Origin of the sequence: Brucella daejeonensis (genome assembly GCF_014199265.1) — a bacterium.
GTDB lineage: Bacteria > Pseudomonadota > Alphaproteobacteria > Rhizobiales > Rhizobiaceae > Brucella > Brucella daejeonensis.
Genome location: NZ_JACIJG010000016.1, coordinates 55,185 through 74,049, shown reverse-complemented (window position 1 = coordinate 74,049; position 18,865 = coordinate 55,185). Strand labels below are relative to the sequence as shown.

Sequence of the window (18,865 nt, the reverse complement as noted above, 5' to 3'; positions counted from 1 at the left end):
GCCATGAAAATGGCTCTGGAAAAGCGGGCCGCATGAGGCCATAAATCGACATTCGGATTCTCCCAACGGCTGGAGGGAAAACGGGGCTCAGGTCAAACCGAAGTTGCGCAACGGCCCACGGATATCATCAGCTTGAAGCGCGATATCTCAACTCGTGACTGCCAGATGGAACGCCAGCCGACTTTCTCGCTAGACGCTTAGCGTCGATGCGATACGCTCCAACATCTTATTGAGGTCTGACATTCCTGGAACATCTGCGGTGAGTATGTCATACTTCTCATTGATGAATGCCAATGATGCAGACCTGGCACCGGAATAAGTTACATTATCTTTCGTATACTCACAGCCATCAGAACCGTAGACTACGATGGAGCAATCCCAGCCGGCCTTCTGCCCGTTCGGCATTAGACTGATCTTGCTGGCCATCTCACGAACCTGACTGTCCTTCAGCAAGTTCTCTCCGATATTCCGCGGATCTCTGACATCCACGTAAAGCGAGGCGGCTACCATAAACGGCACACTATATTGTGCGCCTGCCAGGTCGGAGGGATTGACGTTGTTGTGATGAGATATCAGCTTTTCACTAACGAGCAGGACGATATTGTCGATCCCCTTCGTCTCAAGCCCGTTTTCCATCATCACAGCTTCGAGTCCCTCGATCGGCGTGTGTGCGGTGATATGGGCGGCAAACCGTTTGAAGCAGGTATTACGGATTTCGTAATAATCTCCCAGACCTTCGATCAACAGATCGGGGTTTGATGAGCGGCAATAAGCGTCAAGAAGGCCAAACTTTCCCTCCAGGATGTTTGACGGGCCTTCAAATCCGCCTTTTGCCAGCATCGCCGCTTGAATTCCGGCCTCCGCAGCCCGTCCAAGATGAAGTCTTTTCACCATGCCGCCGTGGCCTGCGCTGGTGAAAGCAAGAAGGCCGCCCCCCACGGACCCCGATATTCCATAGGCATTCCGTAAAGCCTGGGCGTCTAGTCCCATGAGCTTTCCTACAGCCGTTGCCGCCCCGAATGCTCCGGTCAAGCCAGGAGCGTGGAAACCGGCTTTCTCCGGGGTATGCAGCGTTGCCGCACCAATGCGAAACATGACTTCGCAGCCCGCAACAATAGCCGTGATAATATCTTCAGCCGTTACTTCGGGATGAGCGAGGGCATAGGCGAGCACCGGAAGCGCAACCGTGACGCCGGGATGGACGCCGGCGCCGGGGCTCCGCAGATTATCGAGTTCGTAGGCGTGCCCCATCACACCGAACAGGAAAGCTGCCGAGGGAACCGGTGCGGACAAAGCATCGAAACCGAAGATTGGTACTTCCGGTTTCCCTTCGAGGGAACGTACGTATTGTGCCGCAATCTGCGCCCACTCGAAACGCGCCCCAAAGGCCGCGCACGCTACAGCATCCTTCAGTATCAAAAATGCCGTCTGCCGGACATCTTGAGGTAGCATTTCAAACTGTAGCGAACTCACATAGTCCGAAAGGACGATAGCTGCGGGGGCTTGCTGGCTCATGAATTACCTCGATGACAGGAGTTTTCGACTTCCTGTGGAAGATTAATTGCGTATGTCCTGGAAAAAGCCGTCAACGTCACCGAGCGCGACGCCCAGGCCAGCGGCCTTCGCTTGTTCATAGACAAATCCGGCGGCGGCCGCGAACTGCAGGCCATGAATGTTACCGCGCTGGGAAAAAGTGATCTGACGATCGTTTTCTCTTGCGACGACCCCAGCGTCCATGTCAGCGAAGGTTATTTCCCTGTTTGCGGGGATATCGGCAAAGTGTCTTGCAGCTCCATGAGAAAGGCCTTCATCTCCAGCGGCGAAGACAAGTGCTTCGTCCCGGTATGACCAGCCATCGACTCCGAGAGGCGGGTTAGCCGAGCCGAAACGAACAGCTCGGTCCACGCGAGCGGAAGCTTCCGCATCAAGGCCCCCTCCGATGGCAGTAATGTGCATTCCGGGACGAAGCAGTTCCGCGGTCACGACCGGCCTTGGGGAATTCGTGCAACTGCATAAGATATCTGCCCCTTGCGAAGCCTCTTTTGCCGACCCTACTGCAATGACATTCAAGCCATAGGTCTCGCACATCCGCCGGGCAAATTTCTCACGATTGCCGGGAGTCGGGCTGAAGACGCGAATTTCCTGTAGTGCGCGCACTTTGGAAATTGCCGCAATATGGGTCTCCGCCATGCCGCCTGCCCCGAGCAAGGCCAATCTGGAACTTCCCTGTCTCGCCATCAACCTGACACCGATCGCGCTATCACAGCCAACCCGCATCCGTTGAAGCAGCCCATCCTGCATGATCGCCAGAAGCGCTCCGCTGCGCGTATCGAACAGCATTACGAGTCCCAAATAGCTGCCCGGCTGCCCGGCATATTTTTCCTTGCGGGCTGCACCGTTGATGATCCGGTGATAGACCCTGTCGGACTTGATCCGCAGGGCAACATAGCCCCCCGCTTCGCCCCCCACGGCAATGCCGAACTGGTAGGCCTCTCCCCCCGCTCCGTCGGGAATTTGCAGATCAATCCTGGGCGGAGTTACACCACCGCCGCGGTTAAATCTTCTGTAGGATGCTTCCAGGCGGTCGGTTAATGCGGCCGGGTCCAGGACGGGCGCAAGATGCTCATTTGCGAGATAAAGCACAACGCCCTCCTTAGCGGAACTCATAGAGGGTGCGCACCGCCGACAAATATTCCTGAAGAAGCCCCTCAGGCAGCTTGATCAACAGACCGTTCACAAGGATCAGCAGAACACCATAGACAGCGACCGCAGAAACGACCGACCACAGGCGGGACGCTTGAGCGAACTTTCGGACGAATACATAGATGTAGAGTGGGGCCGCGAAGATGAAACCAATTGCGGCGCTGGCCAAGGGAAGCGCAAGTATCCAGGCGAGCAGCAATCCTGTCGAAACTGCGTTCTCGGGAACGTCCAGGTCAGTGTCGCTGATCAGGCCCGGCCACGCCTTGCGTGTGAGCATTCCGAAGAGTGTCCATGCCAGGAAGGCGAGAAGCAGGCAGCTGACCGACAAGGGGAAAACGAAAGCCAGAAAGCGGAGCTGTAATACGTCCATCGCGAACCAAAGCGTGGCGGCAACGATCAGCACGGTAAATCCGACCTGTTTCGAGAGCGTGGACACCGAGACATTCATGGCTGAAACCTCCGCATCGCTCACTGCATGAGCCCTGCTTCGATAGGCCAGATAGAGCGAAACAGCAGCCAGCACCATAATCACGATGGAGACAGGGCGGGTGAAAACATCCCAGCCATAGATTTGTACTGTCCGGTATGTCGACGCCTCAAGCCGCTGAGAGAGAACGAAGCCGATAAGCAATGCTGCGCGGGACCAGCCGAAACGCTTCATGAAGATTCCCAACATGCCGACGGCGATGAGGGTGATGATATCCCCCCACTGAAATGTCGCCTGATAGGCCGAAAGGAAGATCATTACGAGAATGAACGGTGCAATCCATGTGAATGGGACGGTCGTCACTTTGGCGATTGGCTTGGCAAGACCAATACTGATGGCCGTACCCAGGATATTTGCCAGCGCGATAGACCAGATGATCACAAAAACCAGATCCATGTGCTTCGTGACCATGGGGCGGCCGGGCGTCACTCCTATGACGATCAAACCACCAAGCAGAAGTGCCATCGTTCCCGATCCAGGGACCCCGAAGAACAAGGTAGGAATGAGTGCTCCGCCTTCTTTGGCGTTAGCTGCCGATTCCGGGCCGATCACCCCCCGAATATCCCCCTTGCCGAACCTGGACTTGTCCCGGCTGGTCTGAACGACATGGCCATATGCGATCCAGTCGATCACAGAACCGCCAAGTCCGGGAAGAAAACCGACAATTGCGCCAATGCAGGAACAGCGAAGTACAATCCACCAATGCTTGACCACATCGCGTATGCCTTGCAGCCAGCCGCCGCCCAATCGACCCGTTTGAGAGATGGTGTGGTGGCGCCTCAAGACATCGATGATCTCGGGAAAAGCGAAGATTCCAAGTGCGACGACGACCAGAGGCACGCCTTCCATCAGATAGACGGTATCGAAAGTGAACCGATATTCTGCTGTCGCCTGCGACGCGCCGATGGCTCCAATCAACAAGCCCATGCAACAGGATGCCAGGCCTTTCGCCATGCTTGGACCGGTTAGCAGCCCAACAAGAGTAAGAGCAAAGATGACAAGCATCAGCTGCTCGCCAAATCCAACCGCAAGCAGGATTGGCTTCGCGACCACGAAGGCGATACTCAAAATAAAGGCACCGAAAATTCCGCCGATCATGGATGATAGAAATGCGGCGCTGAGCGCGCGGGCCGCATATCCCTGCTTGGCCAGCGGAAAACCATCGAGAACCGTGGCTTGAGCGCTGGAACCTCCGGGAACGCCGATCAGCACCGACATGAAGGTATCGGACGTAGACGTTGTCGATGTGAGGCCAATCATCATGGCCAAGGCGAGGCTTGGCTCCATGCCGAAGAGAAAGGGCATTATGATAGCCATGCCGGCGATGCCGCCAAGGCCGGGAAGAAGTCCCAGGGTGAGGCCCATCACAACGCCCAGGGCAAGATAAAGTATGTGGGCCGGCGTCAAAAGGATCAGCAGCGCATCGAATGCGTACTGGACAAACGAAGTGTCCATATCGGATTACCTGTTCTTTTCTCGGGAGTGAGGGGGCGCTGCCGCGACCCCTCTTGCGCAACTAAGCGGCTAGTGGTCTGATTCCGACATTTGCATCCCTCTGATACAGGCGCCGAGCAAATGTCGGAATTGAAAAGACCACTAGTAAGTTTATCTATCTAGTGGATATTTCGAATTTGACGTTTGAAACAGCATCTCATTCAGTCGGGATTCAAACGTCAAATTCAATCCACTAGCGCTTGATTCCGTGATTCTTCTCCAGCCAATCGAACAACCATGCTCGAGCCTCCTCCGACATGTTCAGGCCATCCTGAAAAACCTTGTTGGCGTCGGCACCCACACGTTGTGGATAAGGTCCGATCACGGCTTCCGCCGCTTCCGTTTTGAGTTCGTCGCCATCCAGAGCCGCCTTGGCCGCATCTGCATAGGCTGCATAGATTTCGTCAGAAGTGCCTTCAGGCAGAACCAGCATCTTCGAACCCATTACCCGAATGTTGAAAAGCGCCTTCCACACCTCATACTCGATCCCGTCGAGAGGCTTTCCATGGATGGCTTCGTAAACCTCCAGAAAAGTCGGGACATCCGGCAGCATGGGGTCCCGTACGATTTTGCCGTCTTTTTCGAAACCCAGGGTAAATAGCGGCCTCGCAACCCCGTCTTCCACCAACGGTTCGACGGCCTGTGCCCAGGATGCCATGTTGTCGTAATTCAACGAGAATTCACCACGCTCGAACCCCGCCCGGCTTTCCGCATTGCTGAGGCCAAATACGTATTGCGGCTTCATCCCCAGCAGATCTACGGAAATAAGTGCGGGCAGATCGGAAGAAGTCGGCCCTGAAGCACCATAGACAGGTGGCTCCTTGATCATCGCCTTGATGGTTTCAATGGGATCGTCCGAGGGCGAAACGTCTGTGCGAGAATAGACGAGGATGCCAAACGGCGAAGCCAGAAACGGTTTGAACTTTGGAAGATCATACTTAACGGCGGGGTCTTTGAGCAGGTACTGGAAAAACGTTCCCGTCGCTATCGCGGCAATGTCTTCGCCGTCAGGCTCGGCTACCGCGGCAAACTGATTGATGCCGCGAACCGATCCGCCGCCGTCGATATTCTCGATAACGATCGTGGGATTTCCCGGCAGATTCTTCTCCAGTCCAAGGGCGAAGAGGCGGCCATGAATGGTGGACCCGCTGCCCTCCTGATAGGGGATGATCATATTGATCCGTTTACCGGAAAAATCCTCTTGAGCTGACGCTGCATTCGCAATCATCAAGCTTGTGACACCAGCTGCGGCAAGCCGCAGTATTTTGTTTTTAATGATGAAGCTCATAATTTTCCTCCCAAGATGATCTTCACCTACTGACAATAGCGTGCGGCATTCTTTCCGGCCTGACGGCCGAAAGTCGCCCCGGACATCAGCCCGGTGCCGCTGGCATAATTGTGATAGAAAAGCCCGCCGGCGATTTCCCCGGCTGCAAACAATCCGGGAATAGGATTACCGAAGAGAGATTGCACCTGCGCTTCGGTATCAATCTTCAGGCCGCCAAAGGTGAAGGTGATGCCTGCCGTGACGTGATAGGCGTGAAAAGGAGCCTTATCCAGAGGCTGTGCCCAGTTGGTCTTGTTTATATCGAGGCCCGTGGTGGATTTTCCATCAAGAACGTTGGGATTGAAATCCACATCCTGACGGCAGGCTTCATTGAACTTGTAAACGGTTTCCAAAAAGGCCTGCGGATCTACGCCATCGAGTTTTGCAGCCAGCTCCTCCAGTGTATTCGCTTCAACCTTCGTACACCGGCGAATGCGATATTCGCTGCGCAGAAGATGGGAGACCTTGTCATCGAAGACCTGCCAGGCGAACTGGCCCGGCTGCTTCAAGATCTCACCACCATATTTCGCATATGTGTGGCTGTGAAAATTTGCACCTTCATCGACATAGCGCTTTCCCTTGGCGTTGATGCAGATACCGAAGGGATAATTGTGCTTCTGAAACTGATCGCCGACCGACAGATCGCCGAAAGCCGGAGCGTTGATATCCCAGGCCACGGCATGACAACCAGACCAATGTCCCGCTGGAGCCGCGCCGATCGCGGTCGCCATGCGATGGCCGACACCCATATTGAAGCGGCTGCCGCGGACTTTGGCCAGATCCCAGCCGGGGCCGAGATATTCGGTTCGCATTTGTGCATTGGCCTCGAACCCGCCACACGCAAGAATGACCGCCCTGGTTCGAATCTCGGTTTCTACCCCCTCGATCTGAACCACGATTCCCGTTACCGTTCCGTTCGTCGTCAACAGGCGCAGCGCCGGGGCTTCATATAAAACATCAATCGCAGGCGTCGCCTCAACCTTGGCGAAGAGAGCTTCAAGCAGGGACTCGCCACCGCCATTGATATGAAGCGCAAGACCACCCCAGAATTTGAATTTGCCATCCACCTTATAGGCCTGGCGTCCGAGTCCCGGATGCAGCTTGACCCCCTGCCCGGCAACCCAGATAGCCGTATCGAGGCTGTTTCGCACCAGGAATTCGCATAGATCGGGATCGGTGCGATATTCCGTGAGATTGTACATGTCATCGAAGAACTGATCTTCGGAATAGGTGCCAAACTCGACATTGCTCAGGTCATCTTCAGCCATGGAGGGAGAAACCTTGATCAAATCCTCCACGCCGCCATAGGCAAACCGGAAAGCTCCGCCGGTGAAGCGCGAATTGCCGCCGCGTTCGGTCTCGGGAGCGGCCTCCACGACAAGAACCTTGGCGCCATGTTCGGCGGCCGAGAGCGCAGCACACAAAGCCGCGTTACCAGCGCCGACAACGACAACATCCGGATTAAGAGAGGAAATCACCACTTCGTTCATCAACAAGTCCTTTTTTTAAACAAGAGATTATCGGCCGGATGCCGCCAGCATCGAAAACAACCCCGCGACGGAAGATGCTTGTCGCAGGTCCGCCAGGCCCGCACAAAGTTTTTCCGCGACAGGCAATCCAAGTGTCGGAACGGTACAGGCCAGGAATTTTCGCTCCAAAGCGCCCTCCGGCAACGGATGGTCCCGATCTCGTCCCAGTGGTCGGTCGACATGCGCCTTCAACGTCCGGCCATCGGTCAGGTCGATCTCCACGTCAGCAAAAAAGTGCTCGGAGGAAGACATATCGGCAGATGGATGCGGAGAACTGACGATGCGTGCCATCAGCGCACGAATATCGGAGGCCATCACCGCCTCTTCCGTGAAGACGGCGGGACTCACAACGCCCTCCAGGAGTGCACGAGCCACCACATATTGCACGCTGAATTTCGCATCCAGACCTGATTTGGGATTCGGCCGGTTGGTATGGCGGAGGCGACGCGGATGCGTGAATGTTCTGACAGCGCTGATTTGATCCGGGTGCAGGTCGTGCTTGTTGCGCAACTTAAGCGCAGCATCCACGGCGGGATGGGTGCTGGCGCAACACGGATGCTGCTTGTAGGCCACGCCGATTTCAACGATGTCGAGGGGATCCGCCCAGCCCTGAAGCAGCATTTCCGCCTTATAGTTGTCCGCCCCGTTGAAGACCTCGAAGAAGCCCTGCGGATGCTCCAGGGCTACCGGGCTGGCATCCACGCCCTCGCGGGCCATGTAAGCGGCAAGCATACCGTTTCGCACCGCCTGCCCGACATGGAACGGCTTTACATCGGTGCCGAAATTCGCCTTGATCCCCGCCGCCATGGATGCGGCGATTGCAAGCGCACCGGCCGTCGACCGGACATCCAGCCCCAGCATTGCCGCAGAGGCGGCCGCGGCACCAAAGGTGCCCAGCGTCGCAGTCGGATGCCATCCCTTGTCGTAATGCACAAAGTTCACGGCGCGCCCCAATCGCGTCTCGAATTCAAAACCGGCGAGATAAGCGCGAATGAAGGTCTCCCCATCCACATCCGCCTCTTCGGCAAGGGCAATGATGGCTGGCACGATCGGCGCGGAGGGATGACCGCCCATCGTGTTGCTGCAATCATCGAAGTCAAGCGCGTGTGATGCGGTGCCGTTCAACAGGCCAGCACTGAGCGTGTCTATCTTCTCACTCGTACCGGCGAGCAAAGCCGGGCCAGGGGCAATGCTGCGTCCGATAGCTGAACGCAACTTGACAAAACTCGGCTCCCGCGCGCCGGCCACTGTTACCCCGATCGTATCGCGTATCGCTACAGATGCCTCCGCGAACGCTGCCTCGGGAATATCCGCCCGACGCATCGCCACCAGTTTTTCGGCGGCATCGCCGAGCAGGGCGCGAGACATCGCTCCATTTTCCACTGTCTCCTCCACCACCTTCTCCCCTAGGTGCGCCCTTATCAGGCATTTTGTAAACATTTTCGATATGGAACCTAGGCTAGGCTATTGCGATTGTAAACATAAAATGCGATAAGCACGTCATAAAAGCGAATTTTAGGCCATTATCTAACAAAAATGGAAAAAATGTCTGCACCTAAAGAAGATAATGTCAACATTTTGGACTCTGCCGCAAACGGAACCCTTCTGGTTGACCGGGCACATGCCCACATTCGCGACCTTATAATCAGCGGCCAACTCAGCGCTGGAAACCGGCTTAACGAGATCGAACTCGCCAAATCCCTGGGCGTGAGTCGAGGCCCTGTGCGCGAAGCCATTCGCCGATTGGCCGCAAGCGGGTTGGCGACTGTGCTTCCCAATCAGGGAGCGAGGGTCGTTCAATTGGGGGATGAAACGATCCGCAGTCTCTACGAGCTGCGCGAATCGATCGAGGCAATGGCTGCGGCGTGTGCGGCAGAAAGAATGACGGACACCGAACGCAAGGCGCTCGACAGCATGTTGAAGGATCACGCCGCCAAATTGCATGAGAACCCATCGGACGCTTATCCGTCTGGCCCTCCTGACTGGGATTTTCACCAGGCCGTCCTGCGCGGATCGCGTAACGAACTGGCTTACCGGATATGTGCAGGCGATCTTCGCGACCTTCTTGCCTTGGTTCGTGCCGGACACAGCCGCAGCCCGGGCCGTAACGAGCGAGCTCTGGAAGAGCATCGCTGGATCGCCAATGCCGTGATTGCCGGCGACGCCGACCTCGCCCGCAATCTCATGTCCGGGCACATCCGCGCATCATTCAGGATTTTCATGCAGATCCGCGACCGGGCCAATACAACCAGAAGCAACCCTGAGGAGATATAATGGCGATCGATTGGTTAAGCAGCGACTTTGCGGGCCGAAACCGAGGGCAAATCCTGAAGGAGCGAATAACGTCCGATAAAATCCTGACGGTGGCGGGCGCCTTTGATGGAATGTCGGCGCGACTTGCACGTAACGCCGGGATAGAGGCGCTTTATCTTTCCGGAGCCGCACTATCTGCGTCAATGGCGCTCCCGGATCTCGGCCTGCTTACTTTGGAGGATGTCTGTCTCCGCGCGCGCGAGATCATACGTGCCTCGGACCTTCCGCTGATCGTCGACTGCGATACCGGTTTCGGCGAAGCCTTGAACGTAATGCGGGCCGTCCGCGAACTTGAACAGGTTGGAGCGGCGTGCATCCAGATCGAAGACCAGCAATTTCCGAAGAAATGCGGGCACCTGAACGACAAGAAGATCATCGACATCGATGATATGTGCAGAAAGATCGCGGCCGCGCGGAAAGCATCGGATCAGATGGTTATCTGCGCAAGAACAGATGCTGCCGCAGTCGATCTTCAGGACGCCATCACCCGTGCCAAGGCCTACCGGGATGCCGGTGCCGATTTGATTTTCGTGGAAGCCCTGACGTCCAGGGAAACTATAACCGAGGTTCGGCAGGCATTAAAAATGCCCCTGCTTGCCAATATGACCGAATTTGGCCGTACGCCTTATCTCAGCGCTGCCGAATGGGACGAGGCCGGATACGAAGTCGTCATCTTCCCGGTATCGGCTTTCCGAATAGCTTCGGCCGCAATGAAGGGCTTTTATACGGGGCTGAACAGGGATGGTGCGGCAGAACCGCAGCTTGATCGGATGATGAGCCGAGCCGAACTCTACGAAACAATCAACTACTACGACTACGAAGAGCTGGACGCGAGCATCGCAAAAACAGTGCTTTGAGGCCCACACGGTGCGACCACTGAAACAGGAGGAAATCTTGGCCACCCATCATGAGATCGACAATCAATATACGCAAGCTGTCGCAAACTTCGTAGCTGGCCTCAAATACGAGGACATTCCCGCGGAAGTCCTTCATCGCATCAAGCTTTTGATGCTGGATTCATTCGGATGTGCTCTTTATGGCGCCCGGTTGGAATGGGTTGACATCCTGAAGAAAACCCTTCGCGATGTAGACAATAACGATGCTGTAGGTACATGGGGCTCGAAGGATCGCTTTTCAGCGCCACACGCAGCCTTGATCAACGGTACGCAGGTTCAGGGCTTTGAACTCGACGATGTGCATCGGCACGGTGTTCTGCATGTTGGCGCAGTCACCCTTCCCGCCGTGATGGCCGTCGCCGAGGGACACCCGATCTCCGGGCGCGAATTGCTTACCGCAACTGTTGCCGGATATGAGATTGGTCCCCGGGTCGGCATCGCAATGGGACAGGAGCATATCGGTCAGGGCTGGCATTCCGGCGCGACCGTCGGGGTTTTTTCGGCAGCCGCCGGCGCGGCGCGCGCATTCGGTCTTGATGCCGAAAAGACAACCCATGCGCTCGGAATCGCAGGCACGCAGTCAGCCGGACTCATGGCGGCCCAGTATGGTGCGATGGTAAAGCGGATGCACGCTGGACGCTCCGCCCAAAGCGGCCTTTATGGCGCGCTTCTGGCACGCAACGGCTTCACCGGCATTATCGATGTCTTCGAGGCGCCCTACGGCGGCTTCTGCACGACGTTCTCCAGATCCACGGATCGGTTCGACCTGGAAGCGCTTCGCGCCGGCTTCGGAGAAACCTGGGAGACGATGCGGATATCGTTGAAATTCTACTCCTGCGTGGGCAGCAATCACACGACACTGGATGCGGTTCGCACCATCAAGGCACGACGCGACTTCACGCCAGAATCAATCAACGAAATCGTCGTTCACGGTTCGCAAGTGACGGTCGATCATGTCGGCTGGCCCTACGTGCCCCAGGGACTGACCTCCGCACAGCTCAATCTTCCTTTCTGCGTCGCAACGCTCTTGCTTGAAGGCGATGTCTTCGTGCAGCAGTTCAGGCCGGACTGCGTGAACGATGAGCGGCGCATCGCACTTTCCAGAAAAGTGCGCGTCGAACATGACCCGGAAATCACGGCGCTCGGCTCCAGGTTCCGGCACAAGGTCCGGGTGGAGGTCCATTACGCCGATGGCCATGTTGAAACCGAAACCGTCGAGGCGCCGCGAGGCAGCGAGTTCTCCTTCGCGTCCGATGCCGATATCTGCGCCAAATTTCTGAAACTGGCAACCGAGACGATTCCGTCGGATCGCGCTCAGCAGATCGTCGACACGCTCATGGAAATGGAAAAACATGAAGCGGGTGATCTGGCGACCCTGCTCGGTACGCAATAGCAGATGAAGGCGAATTGCGAACGCATCCTGTCGCTTTTAATCGCAGCCGCGGTTGCGTTCGTGATGTCTGCGGCCGGTGTGCCTTTGGCCTGGGTCATTGGGCCAATGACAGTGAGCGCCGCCATCTCGCTTAGCGGCAGGCAAACATTCGCCAATCTGACCGCCAGAAAAGGCGGTCAGATGATCGTAGGAAGCGCGGTAGGACTGAATCTGACATTGGCGTCGGTTCAGACGCTCTGGATATGGATACCGGCGGCAATCGTGATCAATATCGCCGCGCTTTTTCTCGCGCTTTTTCTCGGTCGTCTCCTTGCCGCGGCGTTAAATACAAACCCCGCGACTGGGTATTTCGCGATGGTGCCCGGCGGTCTCAGCGAGATGGCCAACATAGCGGATCGCGCCGGCGGACAAAACGAAGTCGTCGCTATTATTCAGGCTCTTCGCGTTGCTATTGCCGTCTGCATTCTGCCGCCTCTGATGGTGCATCTGGACCTCCACGGTGCATTCATAAATGACGGCATCTCGACGCCACTGACGCCGCTTCCTGGATTCTATGTCGCAGTTGCGGCTGTGGCCGGTGTAACATCGGCCCGGTTTCTGCGCTTGAACAATCCCTGGATGATAGGTGCGTTGCTGGGGGCGGCTGTGCTTGCTGTAATGGGCCTGGCATCCGGAAAGATGCCCCGTTCTCTATTTTGCGTTGGACAGATGATGATAGGGATGACCATCGGAGCCAGGTTCAGGCTCGAGCATCTGCTCAGTGTCGGGCGCCGGTTATGGGTTGCGGTTGGGTTCATTCTGCTCACCATGATGTGCATGGCAGTCATTTCGATTATTTTTTCGATGGCATCCGGTTTGGATGTTGCGAGTTCGCTCCTTGCTGTTTCACCGGGCGGTTTCAGCGAAATGGCTGCAACAGCCGATATCCTGAAGCTGAACGTCGCGTTAGTGACAATTTTTCACGTTACGCGCGCCTTCATCGTGAATGGCTTTGCTCATCGTTTTTGGATGTCTTTCGCAGCCCACACTCGCTGATATCGCGTCTTTCAGGAAAGATGGAACAGCTTCGGCAGCCACAATGAATTGCCTTTGGTTTGCCCTGTCCACTTATTGAGTGTCATTCATCAGCAAGACCCCAGCGCAACTTCGAAGCCGTATAGTTCCAGTTCCACGGTCAAATATCTTAAAAAGATCCTCGAACGGTACCATCGCGCCATTAAGCGAATCCCAAAACCGATGATAGCTCTTAGGGACCATTCGGTGCCTACCACTCTTATTAATATTGAGGCCGCTTATGATCGGCAAGAACCAGTTCACCATGACAATCGACAATCACTTGCCTTTCAAGGTCTTTGCCGAGTTCGCGGCATAGTCAATCTGCATCTCCCGTCCTGCTTGTCGCCGAAGCTGTTCGGTCACTGATCGAGCGAATGGATGCTTCGAGGATTTCGCTAGAGAGTTTCCGGTCAGGCACGGCTCGCGCGAGAGTAAGCGCTCCGACCATTTGAGACAATGTCGCCAAGGCAGCATCACGATTGCTCGTTTCAGAATCCCGTGACATGAGTGGAGACAACAGGGCGCAGTAGGCCTCTATGGTCTCGACAAATATATGTCTGACCGGCTCTTCATGCCGTGGGGCTTCGGATGCCAGCGCTGACAGAAAGCACCCATATTCAGGTTGCTCCCGATGCGCCTGAGAAAGATAGGCTCGCACAAAATTCATCAGGTCGCCATGGCTCTCTCCGTTCCCAAGTTTTCCCCTCCAGAACGAAAGGTTCTCGGTCATGGCTTGCTCGCAGGCAGCCCGTATCAAATCCTCTTTCGAGGCGAATTGTTTGTAGAACCCTCCATGAGTCAATCCGGCAGCCTGCATCAGATCGGCGATGCTGATACCATCGAAACCGCGTTCGCGGAACAATTGGCTCGATGAGGTAATTACCCGCCTACGATTTTCCTCCGCAACTTCCCGGCTAACCCGCATGATGTCCTCTGCATTTTTATGAGCGATATATTTAGATTGCGATCATAATCATAAATGTCAAGCAGCATATTCCCTATCGAATCTCGCGCAGCTTTGCCTTGAGATTAATATTTTGAAGTTCCGAATTTAAGTTTGCACCTGCATATCGCCCATACGCACTTCTCCGTTCGTATTGCGCAGCGCACCGGGACGAATGCCATGGTGGCGATAGAATGCGCGACTGAAGGCCCCCTCCGATTGATACCCAATTCGAGACGCGATTTTGGCGATAGACTCATTCGTGCCGATCAACTGTTGTCGGGCGAGAGCCAGCCGAATATCCTGGAGAAAAGCCATCGGTGGCTTGCCGCAGATATTGCGGAATGTACGCACCAATGTTGCACGCGAGGTGATCCCCGTTTCCGCCATGGCTTCAAGCGACCAGTCCCGTGCCGGATCGTGCAGCAACGCCAGAACCACTCGTGACGCAACCGGATTCTTCAGCATAGGCAGCATGTCCCCCAGTTCCTGCATCTGCTCCAGATGGAAGCGTATCATCAGCACGAACAAGGCCCGAGCGAGGTCCGCGGCAACGATCTCCGAACCAGCGCGTGCTGTATCAAGTTCTTCACGAATCCCGCCGAGAAGGTATCCGAAACGCTCCAGCAAAGGCTCATCTGCCGTGTGAAGAACAATCGTGTCTGGCAGGATGGCAATGAGTGGGCTGTCTTTGCCTGCTTCAAATTCCAGCTGGCCACAGACCAGTTCGGTGTCGGGCTGTATGTCAACGGTGCTGCGATTGCGTATGGCATTCCTGAATTCAGCGATCATCCGCGACTTGCCCGTTCCGGTACGGCTGCGAACGAAATGGCCATCGCCGTGCGGAAGCAGAAGAATATCGCCCGCATCAAGCCGGATATTTTCCTGCCCAATACGCTCGACGATGCAGGTTCCACGCGTCACAATATGGAATTGCGCCCAACCTTGCTCCAACTGGGCGTGCGGCGATGCCCATTCTCCACCGAACCGACAAAAATCCTCAAGGACAGGTCGAACGCGCAGAAGCGGCGCCAAAGCGCTTAACAGGTCGCCGGTAGAGTTCGCCGTCAACAGCTTTTCCTTTGATCCGCGCGGACATCGCGCTGCACCGCCTGGTCATTCCATGCAGTGCCATATGGTTCCAAATATACATTGCCAACTGATCAAGGAGACTAACATGCCAATGCAGGATTGGAATAATTATCGCAGTCAGGTTCTCGCCGGTGTCGGTGGGATCGCCAAGCTTAGTCCGGACACCGTGAAAGGTTATATGACACTGGGTCAGGCGGGCTCCAAAACGGGCCATCTGGATGCCAAGACCCGGGAACTGATCGCACTGGCTGTCGCTATCAGCCTTCGCTGCGACGGGTGTATCACTGTGCACGCGGCGGAAGCGAAGAAGCTGGGCGTCACCGAAAAAGAACTTGCGGAGGCGCTCGGCGTTGCGATCAGCGTGAATGCCGGAGCGGCATTGGTCTACTCGACCCGCACGTTCGATGCCTTTTCAGAGGCTTAGAAAGCACGACGGACAGACACTTCGAGAACGATTTCATTCATCGTTGTCTCGGCCCGATAGCCAATCCGGTTCAACCGGATTGGCATTGCTGATCAATCCAAGACCTCCTTTCTCTTCCCAATCCGCCTTGTCGTTATATGTCATTTGACATCTATAATAGATGTCGTTCATAATATAAAGAACAGCACTGCTTGAGATGGTTGAAAGAGAGGTACTGCTATGTCGGCAACAGCAACAACGACGCCAACGCAATATGTCGAAGTCCGTGGAAGGAGACTTGCCTACCGGGACTTTGGATCAGGCATGCCTATTCTGCTCTGCGTGCGGTTTCGCGGCACCATGGATTCCTGGGACCCAGCGTTCCTGGACGGACTTGCCAATAATGGGTTCAGGGTCATCACTTTCGATTATAGCGGCCTCGGGGCCTCTACGGGAGCGCGCACCTATGATCCCGCATCACTGGCAATCGACGCGACCGACCTGCTTGATGCGCTGAACATAGAAAAAGCTGTCGTCGGCGGCTGGTCGATTGGCGGAGTTGCAGCGCAAATCCTGCTCGCTACGGTTCCGCAGCGCGTCAGCCATCTGGTTCTGATCGGCACCACGCCGCCGGGATACCTACCTAAAGACGGCGATCCTCTGTTCTACGAACTCGCCAAGCGAGAAAACGACTTTGAAGACATCGTGGCCTTGTTCTTCGAACCCAAGTCGACCGCCAGCCGTATGGCCGCCAAGCTGTCTCAGCAACGAATTGCGGCGCGAACCACAGACGTCTCGCCTGCGGTCCCCTTCGATTGGGCAGGGACTCAGCTTGGAGATGGACCGCGCAATCCCATGTTTCCCGCAGATGCGGTGCTTCAGGCTCTGAAATCCACGCAAATCCCGATTACCCATATTGGTGGCGACCATGACATCATTTTTCCGACGGAGAACTGGCACGCCATGGTTGGCCGATTGCCGAGTTTGCGCGTGCTGACCTTCCCACAGACGGGGCATGGCCCACATCATCAGTATCCGCAGGAAAGCGCCGATCATATCGCATCCTTTGTCAACAACACGAAATAGGAGGCGAAAGATGACCTCGACACCAGATTCCAATGTCATATCATCTGCCGATCCGTCGACCTCGCTTACGGCCTCACAGGTCGTTCGGGTGACTGAACCCTGGCCCGGCGTACTGCGTGCTGTCATTGACAATCCACCATTTAACCTCTTCACGCCTGCGGTGTTTGCCGGGCTGCGCCTGCTACAGCAATATGTCGACAATCCCGCCAATGGAATACGCGTCGTGATCATAGAGTCCGCCAACCCGGACTTCTTCATCGCGCATGTCGACTTTAGTCAGCTGTCGAATATCCCTGACATCCCGGGTGCTGTTAGTGTTGTCGAGAACTGGCCCGCATTCGCGGCTTGGCTATCGTCAGTACCTGTGTTGACGATCACAAAAATTCGCGGCCGGGCTCGAGGCATCGGCGCCGAATTGGCTGTTGCCTCCGATCTTCGTTTTGCCAGCAGCGAAAATGCCCTCCTATGCCAGATTGAAGTCGGCTTTGGACTCCTGCCGGGAGGCGGTGGGCTTGAATGGTTACCCAGACATGTCGGCCGTGGCCGGGCACTCGAGATCATCCTTGGTGCTGAAGACTATGATGCCATGACTGCCGAACGTTACGGCTGGATTAATCGCGCCATTCCAGACGCTGAACTTGATGCCTATGTCGACCGTCTCGCGCGCCGCGTCACGTCGTTCAATCATGCATCGATCGCCAAAACCAAGGAAATGATGGATCGGCGTATACCGACGCCGACAGTCACGGATTATGCAGAAAGCTTTGCGGCAATCCTTGAACTGGCAAATACTGATACAGCTCGGGAAGTCAGCCAGCGTGCCCGTGCCCGGGCTGGCGGCAATTTGGCCTCGCGCGAACTTGATCTGCCCGTGGTCTATGACCCCGAACGATGGCCGCTGTGACTACGGATGCGATAATTGACCTCGTAGCTCCCAGCCGCACAACATCCCGGAAAATCCCGAGTGGTGTGGCGTGTTCCGGCTGACAGCACGCATTCGGTTCGGACGCAAAGTCTCCGTATGCGAGCTTATCCATCGGATGGTTGGGTCATTAATCTGCAACCAAGATGAGGTTCGTGATGTCGATCGCCTGATCAATTTCGCGCTCAAATGGGCATTGCAACATTATTCGTCAGCGTTGAAATCGCTCCCGATATTCGCTCGGCCCCGTGCCGATGCGACGAAGAAAAGCCCTGCGCATCGTGTCCGGATTGCTGAAACCGCTTTGCGACGCGACGCGTTGCAAGGGGATTTCGGTATCCTCGAGTAGTCTTCGGGCCGCGTCAACGCGAGCCATCTCGACAAAATCGCCGGGGGTGACACCGGCATCCTCCTGAAAGACGCGTGTAAAATTCCGCACGCTCATCGCAGCACGCGCTGCGAGGCTGGCAATTGTCAGATCCATCGACAGATGGTCGAGAATCCAGTGCTGTATTGCCTGTATGCGCCCTTCCGTGGCAATTTGAGCCGCAAGATGGGCACTGAATTGAGACTGCCCGCCCGGTCTTTTCAAAAAGACCACCAGACGGCGTGCTACCGTCAATGCAAGTTCTCGTCCATGATCGTCCTCGATCAGTTTCAACGCGAGGTCTATGCCCGCCGTTACACCGGCCGATGTGTAGAGGGGCCCATCTTCGACATAAATCATATCGGGAATAACACGGGCAGCTGGAAAACGGTTGGCAAGTTCGCCTGCATGTTGCCAATGCGTCGTCACGGTGCGGTTGTCGAGCAGTCCGGCGGCGCCAAGAAAGAAAGCGCCGGTGCAGACCGAGCCGTAGCGGCGAGCCTGCGGCGCATGATGCCGCAACCAGTCATGCAGCCCGGTTGCTGCATCGGCCTGATGATATTCGGGCGTGCCTGCGACGAGCAGCGTATCGATCTGCTCAATTTTTGTTGCGATTGAAGCATCGGCAACAAGCGTCATTCCTCCCGCCTTCACGGTCCTGTCCGGTGCGGTAGAAACGAGCCGGATATCATAGGCTACCCGATCCGGTGCCTGCCTGTTTGCTTCGAGGAAGACGTCGAGCGGTCCTGAAACATCCAGTGATTGCGCGTTTGGAGGAACGATCAGGGCAACCGTTTTGCGTTGGGGTGTCGGCATCGCTTGCTCAACCTCATTTCATTGCGTGCGGCCAGATT

At 56.0% G+C, this 18,865-nt stretch carries 16 protein-coding genes; 7 read left to right on the top strand and 9 right to left on the bottom strand.

All coding sequences use genetic code 11. The annotated features are described in order from the left end of the window. Positions 1 to 189: 189 nt before the first annotated feature. The 6 genes from FHS76_RS17665 to FHS76_RS17640 all read right to left on the bottom strand — a co-directional run bounded on the left by FHS76_RS17665 (position 190) and on the right by FHS76_RS17640 (position 8,935). Positions 190 to 1,515 carry an MmgE/PrpD family protein gene (locus tag FHS76_RS17665; protein ID WP_183655831.1) on the bottom strand — a complete coding sequence of 442 codons (1,326 nt, stop codon included), beginning with the start codon at positions 1,513 to 1,515 and terminating at the stop codon, positions 190 to 192. Positions 1,516 to 1,557: 42 nt separating this feature from the next. Then, entirely contained in the window at positions 1,558 to 2,643 is a 1,086-nt protein-coding gene (locus FHS76_RS17660) for an ornithine cyclodeaminase family protein (protein WP_183655828.1), read from the bottom strand. A 10-nt stretch (positions 2,644 to 2,653) separates the two neighbouring features. Continuing rightward, positions 2,654 to 4,645 (bottom strand): tripartite tricarboxylate transporter permease, encoded by a 1,992-nt coding sequence (locus tag FHS76_RS17655; protein ID WP_183655825.1) that lies wholly within the window; start codon positions 4,643 to 4,645, stop codon positions 2,654 to 2,656. A gap of 232 nt (positions 4,646 to 4,877) precedes the next feature. Further along, positions 4,878 to 5,972: a Bug family tripartite tricarboxylate transporter substrate binding protein gene (locus FHS76_RS17650; RefSeq protein WP_183655822.1), complete on the bottom strand. Its 1,095-nt coding sequence runs from the start codon at positions 5,970 to 5,972 to the stop codon at positions 4,878 to 4,880. A gap of 26 nt (positions 5,973 to 5,998) precedes the next feature. After that, positions 5,999 to 7,501 carry an FAD-dependent tricarballylate dehydrogenase TcuA gene (gene tcuA, locus FHS76_RS17645; protein ID WP_183655820.1) on the bottom strand — a complete coding sequence of 501 codons (1,503 nt, stop codon included), beginning with the start codon at positions 7,499 to 7,501 and terminating at the stop codon, positions 5,999 to 6,001. Positions 7,502 to 7,528: 27 nt separating this feature from the next. Next, a complete protein-coding gene (locus FHS76_RS17640) occupies positions 7,529 to 8,935 on the bottom strand; it encodes an MmgE/PrpD family protein (RefSeq protein WP_183655818.1) in 1,407 nt (468 codons plus the stop codon). Between the two features lie 141 nt (positions 8,936 to 9,076). Here FHS76_RS17640 and FHS76_RS17635 point away from each other — a divergent pair, with 141 nt between their 5' ends. Genes FHS76_RS17635 through FHS76_RS17620 form a run of 4 tightly spaced genes read left to right on the top strand, consistent with a single transcriptional unit; the run spans position 9,077 to position 13,177 of the window. Beyond that, positions 9,077 to 9,814: a GntR family transcriptional regulator gene (locus FHS76_RS17635; RefSeq protein ID WP_183655816.1), complete on the top strand. Its 738-nt coding sequence runs from the start codon at positions 9,077 to 9,079 to the stop codon at positions 9,812 to 9,814. Continuing rightward, a complete protein-coding gene (gene prpB / locus FHS76_RS17630) occupies positions 9,814 to 10,710 on the top strand; it encodes a methylisocitrate lyase (RefSeq protein WP_210306155.1) in 897 nt (298 codons plus the stop codon). Before FHS76_RS17635 ends, prpB begins: the two co-directional genes overlap by 1 nt. A gap of 37 nt (positions 10,711 to 10,747) precedes the next feature. Further along, on the top strand, positions 10,748 to 12,142 hold the full coding sequence (locus FHS76_RS17625) for an MmgE/PrpD family protein (protein WP_183655814.1): 1,395 nt from the start codon (positions 10,748 to 10,750) through the stop codon (positions 12,140 to 12,142). A gap of 3 nt (positions 12,143 to 12,145) precedes the next feature. After that, the gene (locus FHS76_RS17620; RefSeq protein ID WP_183655811.1) at positions 12,146 to 13,177 is read left to right on the top strand and encodes an AbrB family transcriptional regulator; all 1,032 of its coding nucleotides are present in this window, start codon (positions 12,146 to 12,148) and stop codon (positions 13,175 to 13,177) included. Positions 13,178 to 13,514: 337 nt separating this feature from the next. Here the strand turns inward: FHS76_RS17620 and FHS76_RS17615 are convergent, their stop codons facing one another. Further along, on the bottom strand, positions 13,515 to 14,123 hold the full coding sequence (locus FHS76_RS17615) for a TetR/AcrR family transcriptional regulator (RefSeq protein ID WP_183655808.1): 609 nt from the start codon (positions 14,121 to 14,123) through the stop codon (positions 13,515 to 13,517). 126 nt (positions 14,124 to 14,249) lie between these two features. After that, the gene (locus FHS76_RS17610) at positions 14,250 to 15,212 is read right to left on the bottom strand and encodes an AraC family transcriptional regulator (RefSeq protein WP_183655805.1); all 963 of its coding nucleotides are present in this window, start codon (positions 15,210 to 15,212) and stop codon (positions 14,250 to 14,252) included. Between the two features lie 106 nt (positions 15,213 to 15,318). Here FHS76_RS17610 and FHS76_RS17605 point away from each other — a divergent pair, with 106 nt between their 5' ends. From FHS76_RS17605 to FHS76_RS17595, 3 genes are all read left to right on the top strand, one after another. After that, a complete protein-coding gene (locus FHS76_RS17605) occupies positions 15,319 to 15,657 on the top strand; it encodes a carboxymuconolactone decarboxylase family protein (RefSeq protein WP_183655802.1) in 339 nt (112 codons plus the stop codon). A 219-nt stretch (positions 15,658 to 15,876) separates the two neighbouring features. After that, positions 15,877 to 16,722: an alpha/beta fold hydrolase gene (locus tag FHS76_RS17600; protein ID WP_183655799.1), complete on the top strand. Its 846-nt coding sequence runs from the start codon at positions 15,877 to 15,879 to the stop codon at positions 16,720 to 16,722. A 10-nt stretch (positions 16,723 to 16,732) separates the two neighbouring features. Beyond that, positions 16,733 to 17,626 carry an enoyl-CoA hydratase/isomerase family protein gene (locus tag FHS76_RS17595; RefSeq protein ID WP_183655796.1) on the top strand — a complete coding sequence of 298 codons (894 nt, stop codon included), beginning with the start codon at positions 16,733 to 16,735 and terminating at the stop codon, positions 17,624 to 17,626. 229 nt (positions 17,627 to 17,855) lie between these two features. Here the strand turns inward: FHS76_RS17595 and FHS76_RS17590 are convergent, their stop codons facing one another. Continuing rightward, positions 17,856 to 18,827: a GlxA family transcriptional regulator gene (locus tag FHS76_RS17590; protein WP_183655793.1), complete on the bottom strand. Its 972-nt coding sequence runs from the start codon at positions 18,825 to 18,827 to the stop codon at positions 17,856 to 17,858. Positions 18,828 to 18,865: the final 38 nt, after the last annotated feature.

What these genes read in the sequence shown, in the direction of transcription:
- FHS76_RS17665 (WP_183655831.1), bottom strand. Translation starts at nt 1,515, where the DNA reads ATGAGCCAGCAAGCCCCCGCAGCTATCGTCCTTTCGGACTATGTGAGT.
- FHS76_RS17655 (WP_183655825.1), bottom strand. Translation starts at nt 4,645, where the DNA reads ATGGACACTTCGTTTGTCCAGTACGCATTCGATGCGCTGCTGATCCTT.
- FHS76_RS17650 (WP_183655822.1), bottom strand. Translation starts at nt 5,972, where the DNA reads ATGAGCTTCATCATTAAAAACAAAATACTGCGGCTTGCCGCAGCTGGT.
- tcuA (WP_183655820.1), bottom strand. Translation starts at nt 7,501, where the DNA reads ATGAACGAAGTGGTGATTTCCTCTCTTAATCCGGATGTTGTCGTTGTC.
- FHS76_RS17635 (WP_183655816.1), top strand. Translation starts at nt 9,077, where the DNA reads ATGGAAAAAATGTCTGCACCTAAAGAAGATAATGTCAACATTTTGGAC.
- prpB (WP_210306155.1), top strand. Translation starts at nt 9,814, where the DNA reads ATGGCGATCGATTGGTTAAGCAGCGACTTTGCGGGCCGAAACCGAGGG.
- FHS76_RS17620 (WP_183655811.1), top strand. Translation starts at nt 12,146, where the DNA reads ATGAAGGCGAATTGCGAACGCATCCTGTCGCTTTTAATCGCAGCCGCG.
- FHS76_RS17615 (WP_183655808.1), bottom strand. Translation starts at nt 14,123, where the DNA reads ATGCGGGTTAGCCGGGAAGTTGCGGAGGAAAATCGTAGGCGGGTAATT.
- FHS76_RS17605 (WP_183655802.1), top strand. Translation starts at nt 15,319, where the DNA reads ATGCCAATGCAGGATTGGAATAATTATCGCAGTCAGGTTCTCGCCGGT.
- FHS76_RS17600 (WP_183655799.1), top strand. Translation starts at nt 15,877, where the DNA reads ATGTCGGCAACAGCAACAACGACGCCAACGCAATATGTCGAAGTCCGT.
- FHS76_RS17595 (WP_183655796.1), top strand. Translation starts at nt 16,733, where the DNA reads ATGACCTCGACACCAGATTCCAATGTCATATCATCTGCCGATCCGTCG.
- FHS76_RS17590 (WP_183655793.1), bottom strand. Translation starts at nt 18,827, where the DNA reads ATGCCGACACCCCAACGCAAAACGGTTGCCCTGATCGTTCCTCCAAAC.